Genomic DNA, 20,239 nt, shown 5'->3' with positions numbered 1-20,239 from the left:
CGTGGCTATTTTTTGATCGCATGACTGGAGGTTTCGACTTGCTTGATCCCTGCGGGGGCGTTTTTTTCCGGATATGGATCAATCACCGCGTCGCCCTGACCGGTCAGAACCTTCCAGCCTTTACGTGTGTGGGTCGAATTTTGAAACTGAGGGCACGGCGGGATCGAGGTTTTTGCCTGGTTCGAATACTGATGTCCGCAGTCCACGCATTCAAAGGTACCTGAGGAAACATCGCTGCCGTAAGGAACGTAGTTTTTTTGCATGAGGTCATTCTCCTGTGGATACAGGGGAAGATCCTATGCGGACTTATGCTGGCGGGATGTCGGACGTTTCGCTACAACAAGTCAGACATTTCCTGCGCGCATAAAAAAGATCGCCGGCTTCGTCAGCTCCTACAGATCTTTCTCACATCCGAAATTCTGCTGTTGTAGGAGCTGCCGGAGGCTGCGATCTTTTGATCTTGTTCTTGAAAAACCAAAGTCAAAAGATTGCAGCTTGCGGCAGCTCCTACAGGGATTGCAGGCAAAAAAAGACCCCGCTCAGCCTGGCCGAGCGGGGTCTTTTTTGTTTGCGCTATCGCTTAGTGACGCTTGCGATTGCTGATCAAGGTGCCCACGCCGGTATCGGTGAAGATCTCCAGCAGGATCGCGTTCGGAACGCGACCATCGATGATCAACGAGCTGCCAACACCGCCCTGGACCGCTTCCAGCGCGCAGCGGATCTTCGGCAGCATGCCGCCGTAGATGGTGCCGTCAGCGATCAGATCGTCTACCTGTTGGGTGGTCAACCCGGTCAGGACTGTGCCCGACTTGTCCATCAGGCCGGCGATGTTGGTCAGCAGCATCAGCTTTTCGGCTTTCAGCGCTTCGGCGACTTTACCGGCCACCAGGTCAGCGTTGATGTTGTACGACTCGCCGTTGGCGCCGACGCCGATGGGTGCGATTACCGGAATGAAATCGCCTTTGACCAGCAGGTTCAGCAGGTCGGTGTTAATGCCGACCACTTCGCCGACGTGACCGATGTCGATGATTTCCGGTTGCGTCATCTCCGGGGTCTGACGGGTAACGGTGAGCTTCTTCGCACGAATCAACTCGGCGTCTTTACCGGTCAGGCCGATGGCGCTGCCACCGTGACGGTTGATCAGGTTGACGATGTCCTTGTTGACCTGGCCACCGAGGACCATTTCCACCACGTCCATGGTCGCGGCGTCAGTAACGCGCATGCCGTCGACAAAATGGCTCTCGATCGACAGGCGCTTGAGCAGGTCACCGATCTGCGGGCCGCCGCCGTGAACGACCACCGGGTTGATGCCCACGGCTTTCATTAGCACGATGTCGCGGGCGAAGCCGGTTTTCAGCTCCTCGCTTTCCATCGCGTTGCCGCCGTATTTGATCACCAGCGTCTTGCCGACATAGCGGCGAATGTAAGGCAGCGCTTCGGACAGGACCTTGGCGGTGTTGGCGGCGGCTTCGCGTTCGAGGGTCATTCAGGGCTCCGGTGCTTCAATGAATCAAAACGGTAGTTGGAGATCAGGTGCAACACGCTTCAACTGGGCGTGGAAAACGTCCTTGATGCGCTGCAATTCAGCCTCGTCATCGGCCTCGAAACGCAGTACCAGCACCGGTGTGGTGTTGGAGGCGCGAACCAGGCCCCAGCCTTTGGCATAGTCGACTCGCACGCCGTCGATGGTGGTCAGGTCAGCGCCTTCGCCCCATTTCGCGTCGTGCAGTGCATCAATGATGCTGAATTTGCTCTCTTCGGTCACATGGATATTGATTTCCGGCGTAGAAATATCGTTCGGGAAGGTCGCGAACAGCTCTTCGGCCGAGGATTTTTCCTTGCTGAGGATCTCCAGTAACCGCGCGGCGCTGTAAATGCCGTCGTCGAAACCGAACCAGCGTTCCTTGAAGAAGATGTGCCCGCTCATTTCGCCGGCCAACAGGGCGCCGGATTGTTTCATCTTCTTTTTGATCAACGAATGACCAGTCTTCCACATTAGCGGACGACCACCGTATTCCTTGATCAGCGGGATCAGGCGGCGGGTGCATTTGACGTCGAAGATGATTTCCGCATTCGGGTTGCGCGCCACGACATCGCGGGCGAACAGCATCAGCAGACGGTCCGGGAAGACGATGCTGCCGGTGTTGGTCACCACGCCCACGCGATCGCCGTCGCCGTCGAAGGCCAGGCCGATATCCGCGTTGGTTTCCTTGACCTTGGCGATCAGGTCTACAAGGTTTTCAGGCTTGCCCGGATCCGGGTGGTGGTTCGGGAAATTGCCGTCGACTTCGCAGAACAGCGGGATGACTTCGCAGTTCAGCGCTTCGATCAGTTGCGGGGCGATGACGCCGGCCGCGCCGTTGCCGCAGTCCACGACCACTTTCAGGCGTCGGGCCAGCTTGATGTCCTGGACGATTTCGGTGCTGTAGCGGTCGAGGATTTCGACTTTGGTGATGCTGCCTTCGCCGCGGCTCAGGTTGTTGGTCTTGAGGCGGTCATGCAGGGCCTGGATCTGTTCGTTGGCCAGGGTGTCGCCGGCGATCACAATTTTGAAACCGTTGTAGTTCGACGGGTTGTGGCTGCCGGTCAGCATCACGCCGGATTTGCCGGCCAGGATGTTGGCGGCGTAATACAGCGCAGGAGTCGGCACCAGGCCAACGTCGCTGACGTGGCAGCCGCTGTCGGCCAGGCCCTGAATCAGTTGTTCCACCAGCTCCGGGCCGGACAGGCGCCCGTCACGGCCAACGGAGACGTTCGGCTCATCCTGGGCCAGACTTTGGGCACCAATGGCGCGACCGAGCCAGTAGGCCGTTTCTGCGTTCAGAAATTCCGGGACGGTGCCGCGAATGTCGTAGGCGCGGAAAATGCTGTCGGGGAACTTGGGGGCAATTTTGGCCGGGGTGCTCATCTGGGGGAATACTCCATCTCGAATGTGGCTGGACCTGCCTGCGAGTGACTCGGCAGGCTCAAACTGAAGGGTATGACGGCGTTTTCCGCAGAGAGTTCGTGGTGCGAAAAGGCCATCCCAGCAATGTCAGCGGCATTCTCACCGGTCAATGCCTCGATTTTGTGGCGAGGGAGCTTGCTCCCGCTTGAGCGCGAAGCGCTCACAAAATTATTGGGGCCGCTTCACAGCCCAGCGGGAGCAAGCTCCCTCGCCACATTGAATCTCCATCGGATCATCGAGTACCGGTATGGCCGAAACCGCCCGTGCCGCGCTCGGTTTCCACAAACTCTTCAACCATTTCGAAGTGAGCCTGCACCACTGGCACCAGCACCAGTTGCGCCAGGCGCTCGCCGACCGGCATGGTGAATTCGGTCTGGCCGCGGTTCCAGCAGGAGACCATCAATGGCCCCTGGTAATCGGAGTCGATCAGGCCAACGAGGTTGCCGAGAACGATGCCGTGCTTATGGCCCATGCCCGAGCGCGGCAGGATCAGCGCAGCGAGGTTCGGGTCGCCAATGTAGACCGACAGGCCGGTAGGGATCAGCACGGTTTCACCCGGCTTGATCACGGTGTCCTGCTCCAGCATGGCGCGCAGGTCGAGGCCGGCGGAGCCTGGCGTGGCGTATTGCGGCAGCGGAAATTCGGTACCGATGCGGGGGTCGAGGATCTTGGCTTGCAAAGCGTGCATGTAAATTAAACCTGGTTCAGACGTTCGGCGATAAAAGTGATCAGCTGGCGAGCAATCTTGCTCTTGCTGGTCTGGGCGAAAAGTGTGGCGTGAAGCTCACGGTCGATCACGCTGCAGGCGTTTTCTTCGCTGTTGAAGCCAATGGTCGGGTTGGCGACGTCGTTGGCGACGATCAAATCGAGGTTCTTGTCTTTCAATTTGCGGGCAGCGTAATCGAGCAGGTGTTCGGTTTCGGCGGCGAAGCCGACACTGAACGGACGGTCGGGACGGGTGGCGATGCTGGCCAGAATGTCCGGGTTGCGCACCATTTGCAGGACAAAACCGTCGCCGCTTGTAGGGTCTTTCTTGAGTTTTTGTGGGGCGACAACTTCCGGGCGGTAATCCGCGACCGCAGCCGAGGCGATGAAAATGTCACACGGAATCGCGGCTTCACAAGCGGCGAGCATGTCGCGGGCGCTGACCACGTCGATGCGCGTGACCCGATCCGGCGTCGGCAGGTGCACGGGGCCACTGATCAGGGTGACCCGGGCGCCGGCTTCTACCGCGGCCTCGGCCAGGGCGAAGCCCATTTTGCCGGAGCTGTGGTTGGTGATGTAGCGCACCGGGTCGATGTTTTCCTGGGTTGGGCCTGCGGTAATCACCACGTGTTTGCCGGTCAGCGCCTGACGCTGGAAGCAGTCGGCGGCGAGCAGTGCGAGGTCCGTGGCTTCGAGCATGCGCCCAAGGCCCACATCGCCGCAGGCCTGGCTGCCGGAGGCCGGGCCGAAGACCTTGATCTCACGGCTTTCGAGGGTCTGCAGGTTGGCCTGGGTCGCAGGGTCGCGCCACATGGCCTGGTTCATTGCCGGGGCGACAGCGACCACCGCATCAGTGGCCAGCACCAGCGTGGTCAGCAGGTCATCGGCGATGCCTTGGGCCAGGCGGGCGATCAGGTCCGCGGTGGCGGGGGCGATCAGTACCAGATCGGCCCATTTCGCCAGTTCGATGTGGCCCATCGCGGCTTCGGCCGCCGGGTCCAGCAAATCCAGGTGCACAGGGTGCCCGGACAGGGCCTGCATGGTCAGCGGGGTGATGAACTCGGCGCCGCCACGGGTCATGACCACGCGTACTTCGGCGCCCTGGTCCATCAGGCGGCGAACCAGGTCGGCGCTCTTGTAGGCAGCAATGCCGCCGCCGACGCCCAGAACAATGCGTTTCCGATACAGCCGCTGCATAGGCCTGCCTTTCAATTCGTTGATGACTGCGTGCGAAACCCCCTCCCCAGGAGTGAAATCGCTCGCAAAAAAGATGGGCTACGATATCACAGCGACCGCTACGGAACAGCGGCGCCCACAGACAGGGAGGTGCTATGAGTATTCGCGATTGGCCGGCGGCGGAGCGGCCGCGGGAGAGGTTACTGACGCTGGGGGCGGCGAGTCTTTCGGACGCCGAGTTACTGGCGATTTTTTTACGAACCGGCGTATCCGGCAAAAGCGCAGTGGATCTGGCGCGTCATCTGCTGAGCCAGTTTGGCAGCCTGCGCTCATTACTCGAGGCTGATCAGGCCACCTTCAGCGGGCATTTGGGGCTTGGGCCCGCGAAATTCGCGCAATTGCAGGCGGCGCAGGAAATGAGTCGTCGGCATTTGGCGGAGCGGGCTCGCCAAAAACCGACATTGGAAAACCCGCACGCGGTTCGTGAGTACCTGAAATCGATGCTGCGCCACGAGCCTCATGAGGTGTTCGGCTGCCTGTTTCTGGACTCCAGGCATCAGGTGCTGACTTTCGAGGCGCTGTTTCGTGGCTCTATCGACAACACCAGCGTGCATCCACGGGAGGTGGTCAAGCGTGCGCTGGCGCATAACGCGGCGGCGCTGATCCTCTGCCATAACCACCCGTCGGGCAACACCGATCCCAGTCAAGCTGACAGGGTGCTGACCAAGCGTCTGCAAAAGGCACTGGAGCTGATCGATGTGCGGGTGCTCGACCATTTCATCATCGGCGACGGCGATCCGTTGTCGATGGCCGAGTATGGGTGGATGTAGGGCTGGGAGCAGGCTTCAGTGGCGAGGAAGCTTGCTCCCGCTTGAGTGCGCAGCGCTCACAAGATCTTAAGGGCCGCTGCGCAGCCCAGCGGGAGCAAGCTCCCTCGCCACAGAAAAGCATTCCTGCAGTGGTTTATTTGAGGTTGACCTTCGAGTAGTCCTGCCGGCCAAACGGGCTGACCGAATAACCTTCAACGTCTTTGCGTGTCAGGGCGAAAGCGGTCGGATGAGCAAGCGGCAGCCACAACGCTTGCTGCTGAATCTGCGCTTGTGCCTGCTCATAAAGCTTGGTGCGCACACCTTGTTCGCCGGTGGTTTTGCCGGCGCTGATCAGCTTGTCCAGATCCTGATTGCAGTAGCGGGCGAAGTTGGTGCCGGATTTGACCGCGGCGCAGGAAAACTGCGGCGTGAGGAAGTTGTCCGGGTCGCCGTTATCGCCAGCCCAGCCCATGAACAGCAGGTCGTGTTCACCAGCCTTGGCGCGGCGAATCAATTCACCCCACTCGATTACGCGAATTTCGGCCTGAATGCCGATTTCCGCGAGATCGGATTGCAGCAGTTGCGCGCCGAGGCTTGGGTTCGGGTTCAGCAAGCTACCTGACGGACGGGTCCAGATGGTGGTCTGGAAACCGTCCTTGAGCCCAGCCTTGGCCATCAAAGCCTTGGCCTTCTCGATGTCATGCGGATAGCCCGGCAGGTTTTTCGCGTAGCTCCAGGTGTTAGGCGGATAAGGACCGTTGGCCGCTTCGGCGGTGTCCTCGAACACGGCTTTGACGTAGTTGGCCTTGTCGAAGGCGAGGTTGATCGCCTGTCGCACTTCTGGCTTGTCCAGAGGTGGATGCTGACTGTTGATGCCCACGAACGCGGTCATGAAGGCGTCAGTCTTTTCCACTTTCAGGGTCGGCTCTTTCAGCGCGGCCTGTACGTCCAGGGGCTTTGGCGACAGGGCAATCTGGCATTCGTTGCGGCGCAACTTCTGCAGGCGCACGTTGGCGTCCGGGGTGATGGCGAAGATCAGTGGGTCCACCGATGGCTTGCCCCCGAAGTAATCCGGGTTGGCCTTGTAGCGAACCGAGGCGTCTTTCTGGAATCGGGTGAAAACGAACGGCCCCGTACCGATTGGCTGGCTGTTGAGCTTCTCCGGGGTGCCCGCCTTGAGCAATTTATCGGCGTATTCAGCCGAATAAACCGAAGCGAACCCCATGCTCAGGGTCGCGAGGAAGGTCGAATCCGGGTGGTCCAGGCTGAAGCGCACGGTCAGCGGGTCGAGGGCGTCGATCTTCTTAATCAGCGCCGGCAATTGCATCGATTGCGCATGCGGGAAGCCGCTCTGGGCGACTTTGTGCCACGGGTTGGCCGGATCGAGCATGCGGTCGAAGCTGAATTTGACGTCTTCGGCGGTCAACTCCCGGGTCGGGCTGAAATAATCGGTGCGGTGGAATTTCACCTGCGGGTGCAGCTTGAAGACGTAAATCAGGCCATCGGGGCTGACTTCCCAACTGTCCGCGAGGCTGGCGACCACTTTGCCGCTGGCGGTGTCGAATTCTACCAGGCGGTTCATCAGCACATCGGCCGAGGCGTTGGTGGTGGTCAGCGAATTGTATTGCACCACGTCGAACCCTTCGGGGCTGGCCTCGGTGCAGACGCTCAGGGCGGCGGCCTGGGCCAGTGGGCTCAGCAACAGAGGGGCAAGCAACAGCGGTAGGGCAGCGAGGCGCATGGTCGGATTCCTTTACAGATCGAAGGCCCATCTGCAAGTGCAGTCTGGAAAAGGCCTACCCTAGTGGGCTCTTTTGCAAATGACTATCCCCTTTTTCATTTTGAGGGGACTATAGGCGCCTGATTTGAGTGAGCCTTGGCTGAGAAAACCTTGGGATTAGCGTGTCGGACGTTTCTCTGCGACGAGCGGTCGGAATCGACGACAGCCTTTATCCAAAGCGCCTGGCGCGCGAAAAGTGGGGTTTTTATCCATTCAAGGCACAGCGAATGTTGTTGCTCTCCAGTCTTTCTGGTATAAAGCAGCGCTCTTTTCTAGGGGCCCGGTTCCTTCACTGTAGGTGTAGCCGGTAAGACCTCTAAAGAAACGCGGCGCCTGGCGCCAAATGACTGAGAGATTAAGCGGCCAACCCATGCCGGGTTGGGCATGTGGTTTTAGAGGGCTGAGGCATGTCTAGAGTATGTCAAGTTACCGGTAAGGGTCCGGTAACTGGGAATAACATTTCCCACGCAAACAACAAAACCCGTCGTCGTTTCCTGCCGAACCTGCAGCATCACCGCTTCTGGGTTGAAGAAGAGAAACGTTTCGTGCGTCTGCGCGTATCTGCCAAAGGCATGCGTATCATCGACAAGCGTGGCATCACTGCCGTGCTGGCCGAAATCCGCAAAGCCGGCAAGATCTAAGGGAGCTAATCATGCGTGAATTGATTCGTTTGATTTCGAGCGCCGGTACTGGTCACTTCTACACTACCGACAAGAACAAGCGTACTACTCCGGACAAAATCGAGATCAAGAAATTTGATCCGGTTGTTCGCAAGCACGTGATCTACAAAGAAGGCAAAATCAAGTAATTGATTTTTCCCTCTTACGAAAAAGGCCCGTATCGCGAGATACGGGCCTTTTTTGTTGCCAGATGATTGAGTATGCCTGGTCGTCAACCGCAGTTCATTCGAGTGATCACGTTATCCCAATCGGTAGTGATTCGGAGGCGCTCGGGTTCATATTCCTGGCTGAGCGAGTTGACGGTAACCGTGGTCGCACGCGCCTCCACGCGAGCTTGCTCCCTGACTTCCCGTGTCAGGCGCTGGCCGATGAGGAAGTCTGCCCGCTGCGCATAACATCGCGGTGGCGGCTCTTCAGCGTACGCTGGCAACGCAAAGATGAGACCAGCCAGTAGGCCAGTGCCGAGTAATGTCTTCATGGTTTCACTTCCTTGTGAAGGGATTGCAAACGTGTCAAATCAACCGAAGTAGACGGAAATGATGATGTCGCTTTCGTTGACGTTCAGGTTAATGCGTTCTGCGCGTGAGTCGTAGGTGGCGACGTAGTTGCCCCACGGGCGAGTAGGGCGGCCGGTCGTGTCTTCGACCTGTTGGCGCAGTGCTTCGGAGTACGGCGAGCCGACAACAGATTTGATCAGTTCGAGGACCTGTTCGTCGGTATAGGTGGTTGCGTTAGCCATGTTGCTTCCTTGCGATGAGTTCTTGACGAGGCGCTTCTTCGATCGAAGCGCCCGCCAATGATCTGCCAGCGCAGGCTACGCAGTGCGGTAATTATTTATCGTGGTCAGGCCTTTTGTTCGAATGCCACGTAAATCTTGCGGCACGGCTCTAGCACTTCCCAAGTGCCGCGGAAACCGGCCGGAATCACGAAGCGATCACCTGCGCGCACGGTTTTGCTGTTGCCGTCGTTGTCGCGCAGTACGGAAACACCCTGAACGATTTCGCAGTATTCATGCTCGGTGAAGTTCACCAGCCACTGGCCGATGGCGCCTTCCCACACGCCCGCATTCAACTGGCCGCATGGGCTGTTGAAGTGGTTGTACACCACTTGCTCGGGGTCGCCCTTGAGGACTTTGGCCGGGTCTGGTCGATAACGCTCGGCGGCGGTGGTGGCCTGGCTGAAGTCGACGATGTTCTGGATGCTCATTGTTGTATTCCCCCGTCATTGCGGTACGAGTGGTTGATTTGAGCGAAGTCTATGTTTATTAAATTGAACATCGCAAGGCCGTTTGCCGGCCTTATGTCAAATATATTGAAACATGAGGGGCGGCTGGTTTAGGGTGGCGGATGCCTTGGGCCGAAAAGCAGGCTGGCCGGGCAGAATTCCTGACAGCGCCCGCGAAGATCGCGGGTGTCGTATTCAATAAGAGGAGGACACTCGCATGACCACCCTGACCCGTGCCGACTGGGAACAACGCGCCAAGGACCTGAAGGTCGAAGGCCGCGCCTACATCAATGGCGAATACACCGACGCAGTCTCCGCCGAGACCTTCGAGTGCATCAGCCCGGTCGATGGCCGTCTGCTGGGCAAGATCGCCAGCTGTGACGCCGCCGACGCCCAGCGCGCTGTTGAAAACGCTCGCGCCACCTTCAATTCCGGCGTCTGGTCGCGCCTGGCGCCGACCAAGCGCAAAGCCACCATGATCCGTTTCGCCGGCCTGCTCAAACAGCACGCCGAAGAGCTGGCCCTGCTTGAAACCCTGGACATGGGTAAGCCGATCAGCGATTCCCTGTACATCGACGTTCCCGGCGCGGCGCAAGCCCTGAGCTGGAGCGGCGAAGCCATCGACAAGATCTACGACGAAGTGGCCGCTACCCCGCACGATCAACTGGGCCTGGTCACTCGCGAGCCGGTAGGTGTGGTTGGCGCCATCGTGCCGTGGAACTTCCCGCTGATGATGGCGTGCTGGAAACTCGGCCCGGCGCTGTCCACCGGTAACTCGGTGATCCTCAAGCCGTCGGAAAAATCGCCACTGACCGCCATCCGCATCGCGGCCCTGGCCGTTGAAGCCGGCATCCCGAAAGGCGTGTTGAACGTGCTGCCGGGTTACGGTCACACCGTTGGCAAGGCCCTGGCCCTGCATAACGATGTCGACACCCTGGTGTTCACCGGTTCGACCAAGATCGCCAAGCAACTGCTGATCTACTCCGGCGAATCGAACATGAAACGCGTCTGGCTTGAAGCCGGCGGCAAGAGCCCGAACATCGTGTTCGCCGATGCACCGAACCTGCAAGAGGCTGCCGAAGCCGCTGCCGGTGCCATCGCTTTCAACCAGGGCGAAGTCTGCACCGCCGGTTCGCGCCTGCTGGTGGAGCGTTCGATCAAGGACAAATTCCTGCCGCTGGTGATCGAGGCGCTGAAAACCTGGAAGCCGGGCAACCCGCTGGATCCGGCGACCAACGTCGGCGCGCTGGTGGATACCCAGCAGATGAACACCGTGCTGTCCTACATAGAGTCGGGTCACAGCGACGGCGCCAAACTGGTCGCGGGCGGCAAGCGCATCCTGCAGGAAACCGGTGGCACTTACGTTGAGCCGACGATTTTCGACGGTGTGAGCAACGCGATGAAAATTGCCCAGGAAGAAATCTTCGGGCCAGTGCTGTCGGTTATCACCTTCGACAGCGCCGAAGAAGCCGTCGCAATTGCCAACGACACGCCTTACGGCCTGGCCGCTGCGGTGTGGACTGCCGACATCTCCAAGGCTCACCTCACTGCCCGCGCCCTGCGTGCCGGTAGCGTGTGGGTCAACCAGTATGACGGTGGCGACATGACCGCACCGTTCGGTGGCTTCAAGCAATCCGGCAACGGTCGCGACAAGTCGCTGCACGCGTTCGACAAATACACCGAGCTGAAGGCGACCTGGATCAAGTTGTAAGTCAGTAAGGGAGGAGTAGCAGGCCTCCCGAACGACACCGATCCCTGTGGGAGCGAGCTTGCTCGCGATAGCGGTGTAACAGTCGACTTCAATGTTGAATGTTGCACCGCTATCGCGAGCAAGCTTGCTCCCACATTGTTTTGAGTGTCCTGAAAAAATAACAATCCACAGGAGCGTGGAACATGCGTTGGGCGACGTATTTCGCCGTGTTGGCGTCTGTCTTGAGTGTTGGCCTGGCCCTGGGCGTCAGCATGCCGCTGGTGTCGTTTCGCCTGGAGAGTTGGGGCTACGGCTCGTTTGCCATCGGTGTGATGGCGGCGATGCCGGCCATTGGCGTGCTGCTGGGGGCGAAGATTTCCAGTCATCTGGCGGCGCGTCTCGGCACGGCCAATCTGATGCGCCTGTGCCTGTGGGCCGGGGCGGTGTCCATCGGATTGCTGGCGCTGTTGCCGAGTTATCCGATCTGGCTGGTGCTGCGCTTGATGATCGGGGTGATCCTGACCCTCGTCTTCATCATTGGTGAAAGCTGGATCAATCAACTGGTGGTCGAGGAATGGCGCGGACGCCTGGTGGCGCTGTACGGCAGCAGCTATGCCCTGAGTCAACTGGCCGGGCCGGTGTTGCTGGGTTTCATTGGCACCGAGCACGATTACGGCTTTTGGGTCGGCGTCGGCTTGCTGATGGCTGCGCCGTTCCTGTTGCTGGGCCGCAGCGGTGCGCCGAGCAGCGAGGCCAGCAGCGTGACCTTCAGGGATCTGCTCGAGTTCTGCCGTGGCCTGCCTGCGATTGCCTGGGCGGTGTCGCTGTTTGCTGCGTTTGAAGCGATGATCCTGACATTGCTGCCGGTGTACTGCCTGCGCCAGGGCTTCACCACGGAAATCGCCCTGGCCATGGTCAGTACGGTGGTGGTCGGAGATGCAGTGCTGCAATTGCCGATCGGTGCGCTGGCGGATCGCCTGTCGCGGCGATCGTTGTTCACCGGTTGTGCGGTGGTGCTGCTGGTGTCGAGCCTGGCGATTCCGATTTTGATCGACACGCTGCTGATCTGGCCGTTGTGGGTATTGTTCGGCGCCAGTGCTGGCGGATTGTTTACCTTGTCGCTGATTCTGATCGGCGAGCGGTATCGCGATGACGCGCTGGTCCGGGCCAATGCGCATATCGCGCAATTGTGGGGGATTGGGTGTCTCGTCGGGCCGTTGCTTGCCGGTGCCGGGAGTCAGTGGGTGAGCGGGCATGCGTTGCCGTGGTTGATGGCGGCGGGGGCGTTGGGGGTGCTGATCGTTGTTTCGCGGCAGGGGGCGTTTGGCAGCGTTCAGCCGGCATAGGCCGTCCAAAGATCAAAAGATCGCAGCCTTCGGCAGCTCCTACAGGGATCGTAGGCTGCGATCTTTTAAAGCATCCGCTCCAATCCGACGGTATTGCTCAGCCACGCATTGAAGCGCCGCCACCAACTGCCCGGCTCCTTGGTCAGGGTGTGCATCTTGCCGTCGTCCTCGGTGACCCAGACGATCTGTTCATTTTCCAGTTTCACCTGATAACTCAGGGGCGGCGCCATGCCCTGCAGCGCCAGTTCGCGGACGCGGGCGGCGAGTTCCGGGCTGTCGACCAGCACCCCGACTTCGGTGTTCCACAGCACTGAGCGCGGGTCGAAGTTGAATGAGCCGATGAAGGATTTCTGTTGGTCGAAAACGATGGCCTTGCTGTGCAGGCTGGAATCGGAATCCCCATACGACTTGCTGGAAAACAGCCGAGGTCCGCTACCGCTGCTGTCGCCGGGCTGACGGCGCAGCTCGAAGAGTTGCACGCCGTGCTCCAGCAGCGCCTTGCGATACGGTGCATAGCCACCATGCACCGCTGGTACGTCTGTGGCTTCCAGGGCATTGGTCAGCAACCGGACAGACACACCGGCGTCAGCGCGCCCGGTCAGGTACACCAGCCCCGGCGGGCCGGGAATGAAATAGGCCGAGATCAACACCAGCTCTTTGTTGACGCCATTGAGTGCGGGCGCCAACTGAGTCGTCAGCAGCAACTGTGGGTCAGGCTCACCGTCGGCCAACACCTTGCTCGGCGCGTCCCACAGCGCCTGGCTCCAGGCCCAGATCAGCTCACTGCGCCAGATATCCAGGCGCGGTTGCGTGGCGAAAGTCATCAGCTGCTGATAGAGCGCGTGGTTCTGTTTGCGGGATTCTTCCAGGGATTGTTCCAGCCGGGTTCGGGTGTTTTGCAGATCCTCGGCCGTCGGTTTGCTGGATACGAATTCATCGATCGGCTTGCTCAGGGCGCTGTTCCAATACTGATCGAAACTGTGGCCCAACTGCTCGGCGACCGGGCCGACGCCGAGCATGTCGATGTCGGTGAAATTGAGGTTGGGCTTGGCATCGAAATACTCATCCCCCAGATTGCGCCCACCGACGATGGCCATGCTGCTGTCGGCCAGCCACAGCTTGTTGTGCATGCGCCGATGTTGCTGCGACAAGTTGAATAAGCGCCCCAGGGTGCGCGTCACGCCAGTGCTACGGCCCAGGTTCAAGGGGTTGAACACGCGAATCTGGATCTGCGGATGCGCCGCCAGGGTGGCGATGGTTTGGTCCAGGCCGTCGCTGGTGGTGTCATCGAGCAAAATGCGTACGCGTACGCCACGGTCGGCGGCCTTGAGCAGCTCCTGCACCAGCATCCGCGTGCTGACGCCGTCATGCACGATGTAGTACTGCAAGTCGAGGCTGCTTTGGGCGTTGCGGATCAGCTCGGCGCGTGCGGTGAACGCTTCGGTGCTGTCGGACAGCAGGCGAAAACCGGATTGCCCCTGGTGCGGTGCAGCCTGGGCTTGTACCGAGCGGCCGAACGCCGAATCACTCGCTGGCAAGGCCTGGCTCGATCCGCGCTGCAAATCGAAATTGGCGCATCCACTCAGGAGCGAGGCAAGTATCACAAGAGCAAGCAGGGGCTGTCTGACTCTCACGTAGGATCGTTCCGATTGGCGGCAGGCGTTGGCATATGGACGCTGGGATCCCGAGAAAGGTCAGTCACTAAGTTGATCGTTTTCCGCCAACAGTCTGATGGCTTCGGCACCGACCTTGCGCACAGCGTCTTCGATCTGTGCTGTCGGTTTGGCAGCGTAGTTCATGCGCAGGCAATTGCGGTATTTGCCCGAGGGGGAAAAGATGCTGCCGACGGCAATCTGTACGCCCTGGTCGTGCAGGGCACGATTCAGTTTCAGGGTGTCGAAACTTTCCGGCAGTTCAACCCACAACATGAAGCTGCCTTGCGGGCGGCTGGCGCGGGTGCCCGCCGGGAAGTAGCGGCTGACCCAATCGATCATCAAGTCGCGATTACGCTGGTATTGGGTGCGCATCCGCCGCAAATGGGGTTCGAAGTGGCCGCCCTTGAGGAATTCCGCGATGGCAATCTGCGGTTGCGGCGCAGTAGAGCCGGTGCTGATGTATTTCATGTGCAGCACGCGTTCAAGATAGCGGCCCGGTGCGACCCAGCCGATGCGCAGGCCGGGGGCCAGGGTCTTGGAAAATGAACTGCAGAGCAGGACGCGGCCGTCTTCGTCGAAGGACTTGATCGTGCGCGGGCGTGGATAGCTGTAGGACAGTTCGCCATACACATCGTCCTCAATGATCGCCACGTCGAAGCGCTGTGCGAGCGTCAACAACGCGCGTTTGCGCGACTCCGGCATGATGTAGCCCAGCGGGTTGTTGCAGTTCGGCGTCAACTGTATGGCCTTGATTGGCCACTGTTCCAAAGCCATTTCCAATGCATCCAGACTGATCCCGGTGAGTGGGTCGGTGGGGATTTCCAGGGCTTTCATGCCCAGGCCCTTGAGCGTCTGCATGGCGCCGTGAAAGCTTGGCGAGTCCACCGCGACGATGTCTCCCGGCTCGCAGATTGAACGGATGCTGGTGGACAGCGCTTCATGGCAGCCGGTCGTCACCACCAGATCGCCGGGGCTCAGTTGGCAGCCGGAATCGAGCATGAGGCGGGCGATTTGTTCGCGCAGTCCGAGGTTGCCGTGGATGTTGTCGTAATACAGGCCGGGCATGTCTTGCCGTCGGCTCAATTGCGCCAGACCGCGCAGCAGCGGTTTGAGGGTCGGGGTGGTGATGTCCGGCATGCCGCGGCCCAGTTGCACCACATCCTTGCGCGGCACGGCGCGAATGAGCTCAAGCACCTGCTCCCATTGCGAAATCTCCACCGGACGCTGGGCCGGGCGGCTGATGGCCGGCAAATCCGGCAGGTCGCGACTGACCGGTACGAAATAGCCGGACTTGGGTTTTGGCATGGCCAGTCCGTTGTCTTCAAGCATGCGGTAGGCCTGCTGCACCGTGCTCAGACTGACGCCGTGTTCGACGCTCAGCGCCCGCACCGACGGTAGCCTATCACCCGGGCGATAGAAGCCCTGTTCGATACGTGTGCCGAGTAATTCGGCAAGGTTCACATAAAGGGTCATGGCACTGCCTCGGCGCGGGTGATTGGGTTGACCAGTACAGATGTGACAAAAAATGACAATTCAGAGCCTCGAACGGCAAATCTGTATGGAAATAATACAGTCGCGTTGAATCTGTAATGCTTTTTCTTGCCCGCGCATCATGGAATCTCTGGCTACCCAAGTAAACAGGAGCGATCAAAATGAACGGCTTGAGCGATGTGCGGTTGACGTTACACAGTCAGGAACTGGCGGCAGGGCAACAAAACGGCGCACGCGCTGCGGACATGCGCCCTGCATCGTCCGGCCTGAATCGCTGGGATCTGTTCTGGCGTCGTCTGCACACACGCAAGGCGTTGCTGGAGCTGACACCGGACCAGCTCAAGGACATCGGACTGACGCGTGAACAGGCGCGGGAGGAGGGGCTCAAGCCTTTCTGGCATCTGTAAGACGAAACACTTTCCCCTGTAGGAGCTGCCGCAGGCTGCGATCTTTTGATTTTGTTTTTTAAAAATCAAAGTCAAAAGATCGCAGCCTTCGGCAGCTCCTACAGGGATTTATGATCAGATCAGCTCTTTAAGTCGATGCCACAACATCCCCAATGCCAACAACGGCGAGCGCAAATGCTTGCCGCCGGGGAAGGTGATGTGTGGCACCTGGGCGAACAGATCGAAGCCACCACTGTGTTGTCCGCTGATTGCTTCGGCCAGCAGCTTGCCGGCCAGATGCGTGGCATTCACCCCGTGTCCGGAATAGGCCTGGGCGTAATACACATTTGGTTGGTCCTTGAGCCGGCCGATCTGCGGCAAGCGATTAGCGCCGATGCCGATCATGCCGCCCCACTGATAATCGATCTTCACACTATCCAGCTGCGGGAAGACATCCAGCATCTTCGGTCGCATGTAGGCGGCGATGTCTTTCGGATCGCGCCCCGAATAGTGGCATGCGCCGCCGAACAGCAGACGCCGATCTGCCGAGAGCCGGTAGTAATCCAGCGCCACCCGTTGATCGCAAACCGCCATGTTCTGCGGCAGTAGGGCGTGGGCCAGCTCTTCGCTCAAAGGCACTGTGGCGATGATGTAACTGCCGGCGGGCAACACTTTGCCGCTGAGTTCGGGGTTGAGCTCATTGAGGTAGGCGTTGCAGCCCAGCACCAGCGTCTTGGCACGGACCGAGCCTTGGGCGGTATGCACCTTGACCTCGGGACCGTAATCGATGCGTGTGACGGCAGACTGCTCGTACAGCTTCACGCCCAGTTGTTGCGCGGCGGCGGCTTCGCCCAGCGCCAGGTTCAGCGGGTGCAGATGCCCGGAGCCCATGTCGATCAGGCCACCGACGTAGCGGTCGGAGCCGACCACGCTGCGCATTTCATCGGGTTGCAACAATCGGGTTTCGTAGCGGTAGCCGAGGCTGCGTAGTTCTTCGGCGTCTTCGGCGAAACCTTGCAGATCGCGGGGCTTGTTGGCCAGGTCGCAATAGCCCCAGGTCAGGTCGCAGGGGATCTGAAAACGCTCGACTCGCTGTCGGACGATTTCCACCGCTTCCAGGCCCATGAGTTTCATCTGACGCACGCCGTCCACACCGATGACGTTGGCAAACTGATCAAGGCCGTGGCCTACGCCGCGAATCAACTGCCCGCCATTGCGGCCGCTGGCGCCCCAACCGATCTTGTGGGCTTCGAGCAGCACCACACTCAAACCACGTTCCGCCAGTTCCAGCGCCGTGTTCAGTCCCGAAAACCCGCCGCCGACCACGCACACGTCGGCCATCACTTCGCCTTGCAGCGCAGGGTATTCCGGCTGCGGCAGGCTGCTGGCCGCGTAGTAAGAGGCGGTGTGCTGATGGTTCGGGGCAGGCTGTTGGGCACGGACGGTCATGTGCGTGATCCTGGTTCGTGTGTTTAGAAAATTTGACGGAGCATAAGCCGGACGTTCCCGGGCGGGCAACATTGGTCGGTTGCTGCTGTCTGGATCCGGGCTTTTGCGTCAGAATCGCGCTCTATCCGCTATCGGTCACCGTTTCGATGAGTTGCAACAGTCAGAAAATTCGCACACTGCGCCAGCAGATTCCCTCGTTCGAGTGCGTGCCCGGCTGCCATGACTGCTGTGGCCCGGTGACCACCTCGCCGGAAGAAATGTCGCGCCTGCCGCGCAAGACCCGCGCCGAGCAGGATGCGGCCATGGATGAGCTCAACTGTGTGCATCTCGGGCCAAACGGCTGCACGGTGTATGACGAGCGGCCGCTGATTTGCCGGCTATTCGGCACGACCAAAACCCTACCGTGCCCTAATGGCAGGCGTCCGGTTGAGTTGATTCATCCGCGGGTTGAGAAGCAGATTCACGAATACATGGCCAGCACCCGGCAGGTGCTGGTTTAAAAGATCGCAGCCTTCGGCAGCTCCTACATGGGATCGCGTTTCCCTGTAGGAGCTGCCGAAGGCTGCGATCTTTTGATCTTCAATCTGGAATCGGCAGGCTTAAGCTCTCTTTCACCTCTTCCATCACGATATAGCTCTTGGATTCCCGCACATGCGGCAGCTTGAGCAGGATGTCGCCCAGCAATTTGCGGTACGAGGCCATCTCGGAAATCCGCGCCTTCACCAGATAGTCGAAATCCCCTGACACCAAATGGCACTCGAGCACGTGGGGCAGCTTTAGCACCGCACGTCGGAACTCTTCGAAAGTGTCGCCGGATTTGTAGTCGAGGCTGATCTCGACGAACACCAGAAGACTGCCCTTGAGGTGCTGCGGATTGAGCCGTGCGTTGTAGCCCATGATGATCCCTTCACGCTCCAGGCGCCGGACCCGCTCAGTGCAAGGCGTGGTCGAGAGCCCGACCTTTTCCCCCAGTTCAGTGAAGGAAATTCGTCCGTCCGCTTGCAGGATCCGCAGGATGTTGCGGTCGATCTTGTCCAGTTCCCGTTTGGTTTGAGTGTTGGTACGCATAGGGGATGCGCCTCCGTGAAAAGGGTTTTTGCCGAGAATTGTCGCCAAATATAGGCGCTTATATAGTGAAAATCACTGGCTAATCTTTTTTACACTGCGCACATCTGAAGCTCTGAACAACAAACGTCAGCGGTTAGCCGCGATGAGGGATATGAAAATGCGCGTTATGGTCTTGGGTAGCGGCGTCATCGGTACCACCAGTGCTTATTATCTGGCGCGTGCCGGGTTTGAAGTAGTGGTGGTGGACCGGCAGCCGGCTGCCGCTATGGAGACCAGTTTCGCCAACGCCGGCCAGGTGTCGCCGGGTTATGCCTCGCCGTGGGCCGCGCCGGGCGTGCCGCTCAAGGCCATCAAGTGGCTGCTGGAGCGTCACGCACCGCTTGCGATCAAAGCCACCGGCGACATCAACCAATACCTGTGGATGGCGCAGATGCTGCGCAACTGCACCGCCAGCCGTTATGCGGTGAACAAGGAGCGCATGGTCCGTTTGTCCGAGTACAGCCGTGACTGCCTCGACGAACTGCGCGCCGAAACCGGTATTGCCTACGAAGGCCGCAGCCTCGGTACTACACAGCTGTTCCGCACCCAGGCTCAGCTCGATGGCGCCGCGAAAGACATCGCGGTGCTGAAAGAGTCCGGCGTACCGTTCGAACTGCTCGACCGCGAAGGCATTGCCCGCGTTGAGCCGGCACTCGCCAGCGTCACCGACATCCTCGCCGGTGCCTTGCGACTGCCGAACGACCAGACTGGCGACTGCCAGATGTTCACCACCAAGCTTGCAGAAATGGCCGCGAACCTCGGGGTGCAATTCCGTTTTGGCCAGGACATCCAGCGCCTCGACTTCGCCGGTGATCGCATCAACGGCGTATGGATCGACGGCAAGCTCGAAACCGCCGATCGCTACGTGCTGGCGCTCGGCAGCTATTCGCCGCAACTGCTCAAGCCGCTGGGGATCAAGGCGCCGGTGTATCCGCTCAAGGGTTACTCCCTGACTGTGCCGATCACCAACCCGGCAATGGCCCCGACTTCGACCATTCTCGACGAGACTTACAAAGTCGCAATCACCCGTTTCGACAACCGCATCCGCGTTGGCGGCATGGCCGAGATCGCCGGTTTTGACCTGTCGCTGAACCCGCGTCGGCGCGAAACCCTGGAGATGATCGTCAACGACCTTTATCCTCAGGGCGGCAATCTGGCTGAGGCCAGCTTCTGGACCGGCCTGCGTCCGACCACGCCGGACGGCACCCCGATTGTGGGGGCCACGCCATTCAAGAACCTGTTCCTGAACACCGGTCACGGCACACTCGGCTGGACCATGGCCTGCGGTTCCGGCCGTTTGCTGGCTGACCTGATGGCCAAGAGAAAGCCGCAGATCAGCGCCGAAGGCCTCGATATTTCCCGTTATGGCAGCAAATCCCAGGAGTCTGAAAAACATGTCAGTCCAGCGCCAGCTCACCAATGAGCGCATGAGTCAGATCGTCATCCATAACGGCACGGTGTATCTGGCCGGACAGGTTGGCGACGACATGAACGCCGGGATTGAACAGCAGACCCGTGAAACCCTCGCCAACATCGAGCGCTTGCTCGACCTGGCCGGGACCGACAAAAGCCGTCTGCTGTCGGTGACGATTTACCTGAAAGACATCGATGCGCACTTCGAAGGTATGAACGCTGTGTGGGACCAGTGGTTGCCAAAAGGCGTCGCACCGGCCCGTGCCACCGTTGAAGCGAAGTTGTGCGAACCGCAAATCCTGGTCGAGCTGTCGGTTGTAGCCGCTCTTCCATAAGCAATTCTGCAAGATCCCTCTTCCGGTGCTGCTGGCGGTTCACGCC

At 59.7% G+C, this 20,239-nt stretch carries 21 protein-coding genes and 1 pseudogene; 9 read left to right on the top strand and 13 right to left on the bottom strand.

Going from position 1 to position 20,239, the window contains the following annotated elements; all coding sequences use genetic code 11:
* Window positions 1-5: 5 nt before the first annotated feature.
* From NL64_RS08710 to coaBC, 5 genes and pseudogenes are all read right to left on the bottom strand, one after another.
* Window positions 6-263, bottom strand: coding sequence for a hypothetical protein (locus NL64_RS08710; protein WP_034147721.1), 258 nt, complete (start codon window positions 261-263; stop codon window positions 6-8).
* Window positions 264-580: 317 nt separating this feature from the next.
* Window positions 581-1,486: an acetylglutamate kinase gene (argB, locus tag NL64_RS08705; RefSeq protein WP_034147720.1), complete on the bottom strand. Its 906-nt coding sequence runs from the start codon at window positions 1,484-1,486 to the stop codon at window positions 581-583.
* A gap of 24 nt (window positions 1,487-1,510) precedes the next feature.
* A pseudogene (locus tag NL64_RS08700) lies at window positions 1,511-2,914 on the bottom strand (phosphomannomutase/phosphoglucomutase); the annotation flags it as partial.
* Between the two features lie 265 nt (window positions 2,915-3,179).
* On the bottom strand, window positions 3,180-3,635 hold the full coding sequence (dut, locus tag NL64_RS08695) for a dUTP diphosphatase (RefSeq protein ID WP_007975171.1): 456 nt from the start codon (window positions 3,633-3,635) through the stop codon (window positions 3,180-3,182).
* 5 nt (window positions 3,636-3,640) lie between these two features.
* Window positions 3,641-4,849, bottom strand: a complete 1,209-nt coding sequence (gene coaBC, locus NL64_RS08690) for a bifunctional phosphopantothenoylcysteine decarboxylase/phosphopantothenate--cysteine ligase CoaBC (RefSeq protein ID WP_034147718.1) — start codon at window positions 4,847-4,849, stop codon at window positions 3,641-3,643.
* Window positions 4,850-4,983: 134 nt separating this feature from the next.
* On the opposite strand from coaBC, the gene radC reads away from it, so the two are divergent.
* Window positions 4,984-5,658, top strand: a complete 675-nt coding sequence (radC, locus tag NL64_RS08685) for a RadC family protein (protein ID WP_034147717.1) — start codon at window positions 4,984-4,986, stop codon at window positions 5,656-5,658.
* Window positions 5,659-5,791: 133 nt separating this feature from the next.
* Here radC and NL64_RS08680 read toward each other — a convergent pair whose 3' ends face one another.
* Complete coding sequence (locus NL64_RS08680; protein ID WP_034147716.1) at window positions 5,792-7,378, bottom strand: ABC transporter substrate-binding protein; 1,587 nt, start codon at window positions 7,376-7,378, stop codon at window positions 5,792-5,794.
* Between the two features lie 446 nt (window positions 7,379-7,824).
* Between NL64_RS08680 and rpmB the strand changes: the two genes are divergently transcribed.
* Complete coding sequence (gene rpmB / locus NL64_RS08675; RefSeq protein ID WP_034147715.1) at window positions 7,825-8,058, top strand: 50S ribosomal protein L28; 234 nt, start codon at window positions 7,825-7,827, stop codon at window positions 8,056-8,058.
* Window positions 8,059-8,069: 11 nt separating this feature from the next.
* Window positions 8,070-8,225 carry a 50S ribosomal protein L33 gene (rpmG, locus tag NL64_RS08670; RefSeq protein WP_007894709.1) on the top strand — a complete coding sequence of 52 codons (156 nt, stop codon included), beginning with the start codon at window positions 8,070-8,072 and terminating at the stop codon, window positions 8,223-8,225.
* 83 nt (window positions 8,226-8,308) lie between these two features.
* Here the strand turns inward: rpmG and NL64_RS08665 are convergent, their stop codons facing one another.
* The 3 genes from NL64_RS08665 to NL64_RS08655 all read right to left on the bottom strand — a co-directional run bounded on the left by NL64_RS08665 (window position 8,309) and on the right by NL64_RS08655 (window position 9,303).
* Window positions 8,309-8,575, bottom strand: coding sequence for a hypothetical protein (locus tag NL64_RS08665; RefSeq protein ID WP_034147714.1), 267 nt, complete (start codon window positions 8,573-8,575; stop codon window positions 8,309-8,311).
* Between the two features lie 39 nt (window positions 8,576-8,614).
* Window positions 8,615-8,836 (bottom strand): hypothetical protein, encoded by a 222-nt coding sequence (locus NL64_RS08660; protein WP_034147713.1) that lies wholly within the window; start codon window positions 8,834-8,836, stop codon window positions 8,615-8,617.
* Between the two features lie 104 nt (window positions 8,837-8,940).
* Window positions 8,941-9,303, bottom strand: a complete 363-nt coding sequence (locus NL64_RS08655; RefSeq protein WP_034147712.1) for a cupin domain-containing protein — start codon at window positions 9,301-9,303, stop codon at window positions 8,941-8,943.
* A 235-nt stretch (window positions 9,304-9,538) separates the two neighbouring features.
* Between NL64_RS08655 and NL64_RS08650 the strand changes: the two genes are divergently transcribed.
* Together NL64_RS08650 and NL64_RS08645 are read left to right on the top strand one after the other, a co-directional pair.
* A complete protein-coding gene (locus NL64_RS08650) occupies window positions 9,539-11,032 on the top strand; it encodes an aldehyde dehydrogenase (RefSeq protein ID WP_034147711.1) in 1,494 nt (497 codons plus the stop codon).
* A gap of 182 nt (window positions 11,033-11,214) precedes the next feature.
* Window positions 11,215-12,357, top strand: coding sequence for an MFS transporter (locus NL64_RS08645; protein ID WP_034147710.1), 1,143 nt, complete (start codon window positions 11,215-11,217; stop codon window positions 12,355-12,357).
* A gap of 65 nt (window positions 12,358-12,422) precedes the next feature.
* Here the strand turns inward: NL64_RS08645 and NL64_RS08640 are convergent, their stop codons facing one another.
* Together NL64_RS08640 and NL64_RS08635 are read right to left on the bottom strand one after the other, a co-directional pair.
* Window positions 12,423-13,991, bottom strand: coding sequence for a phospholipase D family protein (locus NL64_RS08640; protein ID WP_034147709.1), 1,569 nt, complete (start codon window positions 13,989-13,991; stop codon window positions 12,423-12,425).
* A 60-nt stretch (window positions 13,992-14,051) separates the two neighbouring features.
* Window positions 14,052-15,485, bottom strand: coding sequence for a PLP-dependent aminotransferase family protein (locus NL64_RS08635; RefSeq protein WP_034147708.1), 1,434 nt, complete (start codon window positions 15,483-15,485; stop codon window positions 14,052-14,054).
* A 179-nt stretch (window positions 15,486-15,664) separates the two neighbouring features.
* On the opposite strand from NL64_RS08635, the gene NL64_RS08630 reads away from it, so the two are divergent.
* Window positions 15,665-15,910: a DUF1127 domain-containing protein gene (locus NL64_RS08630; RefSeq protein WP_034147707.1), complete on the top strand. Its 246-nt coding sequence runs from the start codon at window positions 15,665-15,667 to the stop codon at window positions 15,908-15,910.
* 114 nt (window positions 15,911-16,024) lie between these two features.
* Here the strand turns inward: NL64_RS08630 and NL64_RS08625 are convergent, their stop codons facing one another.
* Window positions 16,025-17,338 carry an NAD(P)/FAD-dependent oxidoreductase gene (locus NL64_RS08625; RefSeq protein WP_034147706.1) on the bottom strand — a complete coding sequence of 438 codons (1,314 nt, stop codon included), beginning with the start codon at window positions 17,336-17,338 and terminating at the stop codon, window positions 16,025-16,027.
* Window positions 17,339-17,484: 146 nt separating this feature from the next.
* On the opposite strand from NL64_RS08625, the gene NL64_RS08620 reads away from it, so the two are divergent.
* Window positions 17,485-17,838, top strand: a complete 354-nt coding sequence (locus NL64_RS08620) for a YkgJ family cysteine cluster protein (protein WP_007894729.1) — start codon at window positions 17,485-17,487, stop codon at window positions 17,836-17,838.
* A 79-nt stretch (window positions 17,839-17,917) separates the two neighbouring features.
* Here the strand turns inward: NL64_RS08620 and NL64_RS08615 are convergent, their stop codons facing one another.
* Window positions 17,918-18,406 (bottom strand): Lrp/AsnC ligand binding domain-containing protein, encoded by a 489-nt coding sequence (locus tag NL64_RS08615; RefSeq protein ID WP_003177284.1) that lies wholly within the window; start codon window positions 18,404-18,406, stop codon window positions 17,918-17,920.
* A gap of 157 nt (window positions 18,407-18,563) precedes the next feature.
* Between NL64_RS08615 and dadA the strand changes: the two genes are divergently transcribed.
* Together dadA and NL64_RS08605 are read left to right on the top strand one after the other, a co-directional pair.
* Complete coding sequence (gene dadA / locus NL64_RS08610) at window positions 18,564-19,868, top strand: D-amino acid dehydrogenase (RefSeq protein WP_034147758.1); 1,305 nt, start codon at window positions 18,564-18,566, stop codon at window positions 19,866-19,868.
* Window positions 19,840-20,193, top strand: coding sequence for a RidA family protein (locus NL64_RS08605; RefSeq protein WP_034147705.1), 354 nt, complete (start codon window positions 19,840-19,842; stop codon window positions 20,191-20,193). Before dadA ends, NL64_RS08605 begins: the two co-directional genes overlap by 29 nt.
* Window positions 20,194-20,239 lie beyond the last annotated feature (46 nt).

This window comes from Pseudomonas fluorescens, from assembly GCF_000802965.1.
GTDB lineage: Bacteria > Pseudomonadota > Gammaproteobacteria > Pseudomonadales > Pseudomonadaceae > Aquipseudomonas > Aquipseudomonas fluorescens_A.
This window is presented reverse-complemented; position numbering and strand designations above follow the sequence as displayed.

Bases quoted from the DNA above. Each gene is read 5' to 3' on its own strand.
- radC (WP_034147717.1), top strand. From the start codon at position 4,984: ATGAGTATTCGCGATTGGCCGGCGGCGGAGCGGCCGCGGGAGAGGTTA.
- NL64_RS08660 (WP_034147713.1), bottom strand. From the start codon at position 8,836: ATGGCTAACGCAACCACCTATACCGACGAACAGGTCCTCGAACTGATC.
- NL64_RS08645 (WP_034147710.1), top strand. From the start codon at position 11,215: ATGCGTTGGGCGACGTATTTCGCCGTGTTGGCGTCTGTCTTGAGTGTT.
- argB (WP_034147720.1), bottom strand. From the start codon at position 1,486: ATGACCCTCGAACGCGAAGCCGCCGCCAACACCGCCAAGGTCCTGTCC.
- NL64_RS08655 (WP_034147712.1), bottom strand. From the start codon at position 9,303: ATGAGCATCCAGAACATCGTCGACTTCAGCCAGGCCACCACCGCCGCC.
- dut (WP_007975171.1), bottom strand. From the start codon at position 3,635: ATGCACGCTTTGCAAGCCAAGATCCTCGACCCCCGCATCGGTACCGAA.
- NL64_RS08665 (WP_034147714.1), bottom strand. From the start codon at position 8,575: ATGAAGACATTACTCGGCACTGGCCTACTGGCTGGTCTCATCTTTGCG.
- NL64_RS08615 (WP_003177284.1), bottom strand. From the start codon at position 18,406: ATGCGTACCAACACTCAAACCAAACGGGAACTGGACAAGATCGACCGC.
- rpmG (WP_007894709.1), top strand. From the start codon at position 8,070: ATGCGTGAATTGATTCGTTTGATTTCGAGCGCCGGTACTGGTCACTTC.
- rpmB (WP_034147715.1), top strand. From the start codon at position 7,825: ATGTCTAGAGTATGTCAAGTTACCGGTAAGGGTCCGGTAACTGGGAAT.
- NL64_RS08620 (WP_007894729.1), top strand. From the start codon at position 17,485: ATGAGTTGCAACAGTCAGAAAATTCGCACACTGCGCCAGCAGATTCCC.
- NL64_RS08630 (WP_034147707.1), top strand. From the start codon at position 15,665: ATGAACGGCTTGAGCGATGTGCGGTTGACGTTACACAGTCAGGAACTG.
- NL64_RS08650 (WP_034147711.1), top strand. From the start codon at position 9,539: ATGACCACCCTGACCCGTGCCGACTGGGAACAACGCGCCAAGGACCTG.
- NL64_RS08625 (WP_034147706.1), bottom strand. From the start codon at position 17,338: ATGACCGTCCGTGCCCAACAGCCTGCCCCGAACCATCAGCACACCGCC.
- dadA (WP_034147758.1), top strand. From the start codon at position 18,564: ATGCGCGTTATGGTCTTGGGTAGCGGCGTCATCGGTACCACCAGTGCT.
- NL64_RS08710 (WP_034147721.1), bottom strand. From the start codon at position 263: ATGCAAAAAAACTACGTTCCTTACGGCAGCGATGTTTCCTCAGGTACC.
- NL64_RS08605 (WP_034147705.1), top strand. From the start codon at position 19,840: ATGTCAGTCCAGCGCCAGCTCACCAATGAGCGCATGAGTCAGATCGTC.
- coaBC (WP_034147718.1), bottom strand. From the start codon at position 4,849: ATGCAGCGGCTGTATCGGAAACGCATTGTTCTGGGCGTCGGCGGCGGC.
- NL64_RS08680 (WP_034147716.1), bottom strand. From the start codon at position 7,378: ATGCGCCTCGCTGCCCTACCGCTGTTGCTTGCCCCTCTGTTGCTGAGC.
- NL64_RS08635 (WP_034147708.1), bottom strand. From the start codon at position 15,485: ATGACCCTTTATGTGAACCTTGCCGAATTACTCGGCACACGTATCGAA.